Origin of the sequence: Aeromicrobium sp. REDSEA-S38_B2 (assembly GCF_001628525.1) — a bacterium.
Lineage (GTDB): Bacteria > Actinomycetota > Actinomycetes > Propionibacteriales > Nocardioidaceae > Aeromicrobium > Aeromicrobium erythreum.
In genome coordinates this window covers 1-6725 of record NZ_LUNH01000066.1, presented here as the reverse complement: position 1 = coordinate 6725, position 6725 = coordinate 1, and the positions used below count along the sequence as shown (strand labels likewise).

8 protein-coding genes are annotated in these 6725 nt (G+C 72.0%); 2 read left to right on the top strand and 6 right to left on the bottom strand.

The annotated features are described in order from the left end of the window. Positions 1–44: 44 nt before the first annotated feature. The 4 genes from A6Q81_RS13285 to dapD form a co-directional block, all read right to left on the bottom strand. Complete coding sequence (locus A6Q81_RS13285; RefSeq protein ID WP_257721386.1) at positions 45–926, bottom strand: HpcH/HpaI aldolase/citrate lyase family protein; 882 nt, start codon at positions 924–926, stop codon at positions 45–47. Further along, on the bottom strand, positions 923–1909 hold the full coding sequence (locus A6Q81_RS13280) for an HpcH/HpaI aldolase/citrate lyase family protein (protein WP_286690751.1): 987 nt from the start codon (positions 1907–1909) through the stop codon (positions 923–925). The genes A6Q81_RS13285 and A6Q81_RS13280 overlap by 4 nt, the downstream gene beginning before the upstream one ends. A gap of 269 nt (positions 1910–2178) precedes the next feature. Next, complete coding sequence (locus A6Q81_RS13275; RefSeq protein ID WP_067855756.1) at positions 2179–3009, bottom strand: hypothetical protein; 831 nt, start codon at positions 3007–3009, stop codon at positions 2179–2181. Positions 3010–3065: 56 nt separating this feature from the next. After that, positions 3066–3998 carry a 2,3,4,5-tetrahydropyridine-2,6-dicarboxylate N-succinyltransferase gene (gene dapD / locus A6Q81_RS13270; RefSeq protein ID WP_067855759.1) on the bottom strand — a complete coding sequence of 311 codons (933 nt, stop codon included), beginning with the start codon at positions 3996–3998 and terminating at the stop codon, positions 3066–3068. Positions 3999–4059: 61 nt separating this feature from the next. Here dapD and A6Q81_RS13265 point away from each other — a divergent pair, with 61 nt between their 5' ends. After that, positions 4060–4740, top strand: a complete 681-nt coding sequence (locus A6Q81_RS13265) for a VOC family protein (RefSeq protein WP_286690750.1) — start codon at positions 4060–4062, stop codon at positions 4738–4740. Beyond that, entirely contained in the window at positions 4737–5258 is a 522-nt protein-coding gene (locus tag A6Q81_RS13260; protein WP_067855764.1) for a GNAT family N-acetyltransferase, read from the top strand. The genes A6Q81_RS13265 and A6Q81_RS13260 overlap by 4 nt, the downstream gene beginning before the upstream one ends. A gap of 49 nt (positions 5259–5307) precedes the next feature. On the opposite strand, the gene A6Q81_RS13255 is transcribed toward A6Q81_RS13260, so the two are convergent. After that, positions 5308–5829, bottom strand: coding sequence for a mycothiol transferase (locus A6Q81_RS13255; protein ID WP_286690749.1), 522 nt, complete (start codon positions 5827–5829; stop codon positions 5308–5310). Continuing rightward, positions 5826–6518, bottom strand: a complete 693-nt coding sequence (locus tag A6Q81_RS13250; protein WP_067855770.1) for an SDR family NAD(P)-dependent oxidoreductase — start codon at positions 6516–6518, stop codon at positions 5826–5828. Before A6Q81_RS13250 ends, A6Q81_RS13255 begins: the two co-directional genes overlap by 4 nt. Between the last annotated feature and the right edge of the window lie 207 nt (positions 6519–6725).

The following is a 6725-nucleotide window of genomic DNA, read 5'->3' as shown; positions in this document are numbered from 1 at the left end:
CACGAAGGGCCCCGTCCGCGCGGACGGGGCCCCTCGGCGGGTGGTCAGCGACCCTGCAGCGCCTCGTGGAAGGCGAGGATGCGCCGCGCGTCGCGCACGTGCAGCTCCTCCACCATCTTGCCGTTGAAGGTCACGACGCCCTGCCCGGCGGCCTTCGCCTCCTCGAACGTGTCGATGAGGCCCTGCGCGCGCTCGACGTCATCGGCCGACGGCGCGAACGCGACGTTCGCGGGCTCCACCTGCGAGGGGTGGATGAGCGTCTTGCCGTCGAAGCCCATCTCGCGACCCTGACGCGCCTCGGCCTCGAAGCCCTCCGGGTCCTTCACCGCGTTGTAGACACCGTCGATGACGACCTTGCCGGCGGCGCGGACGGCCAGCAGGGTCCAGGCGAGCGACGTCAGCACGGTGGCGTTGCGGCCGGGCACGTGCAGGCCGTACGTCTCGTTCACGATGTCGTTGGTGCCCATGACGACGACCGTCAGGCGCTCGTGCGCGGCAGCGATCTCCTCCGCGTGCAGCAGCGCGCGCGGCGTCTCGATCATCGCCCAGAGCTGGGTGTGCTCCGGCGCGCCGTGCTTCTCCAGGGCCGCGACGAGCGCCAGCACCTGCTCCGCCGACTCGACCTTCGGCACGAGGATCGCGTCGGGACCGGCCTGGCTCGCCGCCTTGACGTCCGCGTCGTGCCACTCGGTGCCGATCGAGTTCACGCGGATCGCGAGCTCGCGGTGGCCGTACTCGCCCGACCGCACGGCCGCGACGACGTTCTCGCGGCCCTGCTCCTTCGCGTCGGGGGCCACGGAGTCCTCGAGGTCGAGGATCAGCGCGTCGGCGTCGATCGACTTCGCCTTCTCGAGCGCGCGCTCGTTCGCGCCCGGCATGTACAGCACCGAGCGGCGGGGACGGATGGGGGCGGGAGTGGTGCTCACAGGGCGTACAGCTCCTTCAGCTCGGGGTCGCGCTCGGCCAGCTCACGGGCCAGGTCGAGCATCACGAGGCACTGCTTGCAGGACGCGTCGTCCTCCATCTTGCCGTTGATCATCACCGCACCGGAGCCGTCGCCCATCGCCTCGACGACCTCCTTCGCGTGCGCCACGTCCTCCGCGCTCGGGGAGAAGACCTTCTTCGCGATGTCGATCTGCACCGGGTGCAGGCTCCACGCGCCCACGCAGCCCAGCAGGAACGCGTTGCGGAACTGGTCCTCGCACGCCACGACGTCCTTGATGTCGCCGAACGGACCGTAGAACGGGAGGATGTCGTTCGCGGCGCAGGCGTCGACCATGCGCGCGATCGTGTAGTGCCACAGGTCCTGCTGGTAGGTCGTGCGACCCTCCGTCAGGTCCTCGCCCGTCGGGTCCTGACGCACCAGGTAGCCCGGGTGACCACCGCCGACGCGCGTCGTCTTCATCCGACGGCTCGCCGCGAGGTCGGCCGGGCCGAGGCTGATGCCCTGCATGCGCGGGCTCGCCGCCGCGATCTCCTCGACGTTCGTCATGCCCAGCGCGGTCTCGAGGATCGCGTGCACCAGCAGCGGCTTCTGCACGTTCCCCTTCGCCTCCAGCTGCGCCAGCAGCCGGTCGACGTAGTGGATGTCCTGCGCACCCTCCACCTTCGGCACCATGATGACGTCGAGCTTGTCGCCGATCTCCGTCACCAACGTCGTCAGGTCGTCGAGGACCCACGGCGAGTCGAGGCTGTTCACGCGCACCCACAGCTGCGTGTCGCCGAAGTCGGTCGCCTTCGCGATGTCGACGAGACCCTGACGCGCGGCCTCCTTCTTCTCGGTCTTGATTGCGTCCTCGAGGTTGCCGAGGATGATGTCGACCTTCTTCGCGATGTCCGGCACCTTGGCCGCCATCTTCTCGTTGCTCGGGTCGAAGAAGTGGATCATCCGGGACGGACGGAACGGCACCTCGGACAGCGGAGCGGGAGCTCCGACCGCGAGGGGACGGAGGAATGCACGGGGGTTGCGCACGTGGCTTCTCTTCCTGCAGACGGCGGGACTGCCCGTCAGTATGGCCGGGCTTCGTGACTCGTGAGTAGGGCGGGTGTCACTGTTCCCTCTGCCGCCCACGGCCCGGCACCCCCGCCAGGGCGGTAGGTGACGCGCGGAACGACGTGTGCAGGCAGGTCGCGCGCGGTACCGACCCCGTCTGACGCGCGTCACCTACCGCCGACGGGTCAGCGCAGGGAGGCGACGACCCGGTCGGGGCGGGCGCCGGTGTCGCGCACCCAGCCGTCGGGGGAGTCCTCGGCGCTCCAGCGGCGGCCGTCGAAGGAGACGGCGGCGACCTTCAGGTGCTCGGCGTTGGCCACCAGGTAGTGCGCGAGCGCCCAGCCCCGCGCCCGCACGTCGGCCCGAGCACCCGCGAACCGGAACGTCAGCTCGTCCTGCGCCTCGTCGCTCGTGTGCTCGATCTCGCCGAACGCCGCGTCGACGTCGGCGGCGACGCTGCGCACGTTGCCTCCGCCCACCGGGTTCAGCTGGCACGTGAACGCCGCCGGGCTGTAGCCGCGCAGCGCCGACGACAGCGCCCGGGCGTAGTCCTCGTGCTGCGCGTAGGCGCCGGGGAACGCGGAGCGCTGCACCTCCTGCGCGGCCACGGTGATCTGCTTGCGGGTGTACCCGTCGACCTTCTCGAGCCCGTCGTAGAACCTCCCGATCGCGTACGCCGGGTCCATGATCTCATCGACCGTGCCCCAGCCCTGCGACGGACGTTGCTGGAACAGCCCCACCGAGTCGCGGTCGCCGTAGTCGATGTTGCGGATCTTGGACTCCTGGAATGCGGTCGCGATCGCGATCGTCGTCGCGCGCGGCGGCAGACCCCGGTTCTGGGCGAGCGCCGCCATCAGCGACGACCAGCGCGCCTGCTCGACGTCGACCTGCGCCACCGTGTCGCCCACGCGGGCCACGCAGTACTCGCTGCGACGCGGCTGGCGGTCGGTGAAGACCGTCACCACCAGCCCACCGGCCACCAGCACGGTGACGAGGAGGACCCAGCGCAGCTTCACGGCGCCACCCTAGGCAGACGGACCCACCGTCGGGCGACGACGCGAGGGCACCTCGTTCAGTTGGCGTGCAGGTCGGAGTTCAGCTCGATGCCGCGGCGCTCGCCCCGCGGTCGCGCCTCGACCTGGCCCGTCTCGCTGTTGGTGAGGAACAGCAGGTTGTCCTGGCCGCTCAGCTCGGCCGCCTTGACGACCGTGCCGTCCGGGGTGCGCACCTTCGTGCCGGCCGTGACGTAGCAGCCCGCCGCCACGACGCAGTCGTCGCCGAGGGAGATGCCGATGCCCGAGTTCGCGCCGAGCAGGCTCCCGCTGCCGATGGAGATGACCTGCGTGCCGCCGCCGGAGAGCGTGCCCATGATGCTGGCGCCGCCGCCGATGTCGGTGCCCTCACCGACCACGACGCCCGCCGAGATCCGACCCTCGACCATCGCGTGGCCGAGGGTGCCGGCGTTGAAGTTCACGAAGCCTTCGTGCATGACCGTGGTGCCCTCCGCGAGGTGCGCGCCCAGCCGCACCCGGTCGGCGTCGCCGATGCGCACGCCGGAGGGGATCACGTAGTCGGTCATGCGCGGGAACTTGTCGATGCTCGTGACGTTCACCGTCAGTCCGGCGGCGCGCGCACGGGCGCGGGTGTGCTCGAAGCCGGCGACGGCGCACGGGCCGATCGTCGTCCACACGACGTTCGTCAGCAGGCCGAACTGGCCGTCGAGGTTGAGGCCGTGCGGCTTGACGAGCCGGTGCGACAGCAGGTGCAGGCGCAGCCACACGTCGTAGGTGTCGGCAGGAGCGGCGGCGAGGTCGTCGACGACGACGTGCACGACCGCCTTGCGGACCTGGCGGACCGGGTCGTCCCCCGTCAGCGCCGTGAGCTCCTCGGGCTCCGGGTCGTGGGCCGGGACGCCGAGGCGGGGCTCGGGGAACCAGACGTCGAGGACGTCGCCGTCCTCGGTGAGGGTGGCCAGACCGTACCCGTGCGCGCTGTTCTCGCTCATGGGAGCCAATCTATCGAGCCGTGGCTGGCCGCTGTCGGCGAGCGGGTCTAGCGTGAGACGCATGCCTCTCGTCACCTGGAAGGACCTCTGCATCGACGCGGGCGACCCGGCCTCGGCGGCCCCCTCGTGGGCCGCGCTGCTCGGGCTCGACGTGGTCCTCGACGGTGACGACGCGCACCTGGTGGGGCCGACGCCCGGGCACACCGTCTGGGTCAACCGCGTCCCGGAGCCGAAGACCGTGAAGGACCGCGTGCACCTCGACGTCCACGCCGCCGAGGAGGTGCCGCCGGGGACGTCGCGGCTCAGCGCCGAGGGCGCGTTCCGCTGGACCGTCGTGGCCGGCCCCGAGGGCGACGAGCTCTGCACGTTCGTGCGCGACGTCGTGCCCGCGTACCGGCTCTACGAGGTCTGCGTCGACGTCGTCGACCACGGCGCGGCGGCCGCCTGGTGGCAGGGCTTGTGGGGAGGGCGGGGCGGCACCGACGCCGACGGCGGGTTCAGCTGGGTCGAGGACGTGCCAGGGCTGCCGTGCGAGGGTGTCGTGTTCTGCTCGGTTCCCGAGCCCAAGACGGTCAAGAACCGCATCCACTGGGACGTCACGCTCGAGCAGGGGGTCCAGGTCGACCACCTCGTCGAGCTCGGCGCCACGGTGCTGCGTCGACCCGACGACGAGATCGTCTGGACGGTCATGGCCGACCCCGACGGCAACGAGTTCTGCGTGTTCGAGCGAGCCGACGCGTGAGCGTCCTGCGCGTGCTCGACCCCGCCGACGCGGAGGTGCTGAGCCGGCTCTGGACCGACCACCGGGCGCACCTCGACCCGTGGAGCCCGTCGCGTCCCGACCGCTTCTACACGGTCGAGGGGCAGCTCGAGGTGGTCGAGGCGCGGCTGATCGCGATGGCCGAGGGGCGGGGCGCCTACTTCGTGGTGGTCGAGGAGGACGGCGAGGTCGTCGGCGAGCTCAACCTCAACGACGTCGTGCGCGGTGCGTTCGAGAACGCCCACCTGGGCTACTGGCTCGCCGGCGACGTGCAGGGTCGCGGGCTCATGACCCGCGCCGTCGAGGAGGCGGCCGCGCACGCGTTCGAGGTGCTCGGCCTGCACCGTCTGCAGGCTGGCACGCTCGTGCACAACCACCGGTCGCAGGCCGTGCTCGAGCGGTGCGGCTTCGAGCGCTTCGGCATCGCTCCGCAGTACCTGCGCATCCAGGGACGGTGGCAGGACCACGTCCTGTTCCAGCGCCTCGCTCCCGGGTCCTGAGTCGCGTCGGGGACGGTCTCGGCGGGCGAGGTCCGGTCGGGGCGTCTGGCTAGTCCGCGGCCTGACGCTCGGCGACGCCCGCGACGAAGGCTGCCTGACCGAGGTGCTGCAGGATGTCGCCCACGACGCTGACCAGGCGCACCCCGGCGGTGACCGGCGGGTCCCAGTCCTCGTCGACCACGCGGGCCAGCTCGGCACCGTCGACGCGGTCGAGGTACGCGAGGGTCAGCGTGTGCACGTCGGCGTGGTAGCGCGCCACCAGCGCGGGGTCGTTGCGGACGGCCGCCACCTGGTCGCTGTCGTGGCCGTAGCCGATGTCGCCGGGCTCGAAGGGGAGGTCGAAGTCGTCGCGCCAGCGGTCCCACGCCTGGGCGGTGCCGGCCAGTCCGGCCACGTGGTCGTCCTGCACGCGCGCCAGGTGCCACAGGAGCCAGATCGGCGTGTTCGCGTCGGGGTCGACGCGGTAGCTCGCGGTGCGCTCGTCGAGGTCGGCGCACTGCTGCTCGACCAGCTCGCGGACCCGCCCGAACGCGTCGCGCAGGACGTCGGACGTCGTCAGATCCTCGCTCATCGGACCACCAGCCCTTCTCGTCGGTCCCAGACGACCTCGGTGGCCTTCTCGTCGCGGACGGCGGCCAGCACGGCGTCGACGACCTCGGCGGCAGGGAGGGGTTCTGGGAGCTTGGGTGGCTCGCCGGCGAGTGCGTGTGCGGCGAGGTCGGTGTCGAGGTGCGGGGGACGCACGTCGACGATGCGGGTGCTGCGGCGACGCTCACGACGCACGACGGTCAGCCACGCCGTGAGGGCGGCCTTCGCGGCGGAGTAGTCGGCCATGCCGGCGGTGGGCGCGTCGGCGAGGATCGCCGAGAGGACGACGGCCACCCCGCCGTCCAGGTGGGGGAGGGCCGCGCGGACGACGCCGGTCGCGCCGAGCGTGTTGACGGCGAACAGCTCCTCGGCGACGGCAGGGTCGGTGTCGACGGCCGGCCCGAACGCAGGAACCCCGGTCGCGACGACGAGCAGGTCGAGCCCGCCGAGCGCCTCGACGGCCTCCCCGATCGTGGCGGCGGCACGCTCCACGTCGACGACGTCGAGCTCGTACGCCGGCGCCTTCACCTCTGACGCGACGGCCGCGAGCCGGTCGGCGTCGCGTCCGGTGACCGTCAGCCGCGCCCCGGCCCCGTGCAGCGCCCGCGCGATGCCCCCACCGAGTGCGCCGGTGGCCCCGACGACGAGCACGCGGGCGTCGCTGATCTCCATGCGTTCGACGCTACGCGCGAGGGCGGTTGGCGCAACGTGAGCGAGGCTTCTCGTCGACCTGCGGCTGCGCTGCCGCGGGGGGGTCTGGGTTTGCTGGTGCGCTGCTTCGGCTGGTGCTGGGGGTGGTCTCCGAAAGGGCCTCGACCGGGCGGCTGGCGACGGCGCTGGTCTGGGGTCTCGGGCTGTGGCCCGCGTGGGACCCAAGGA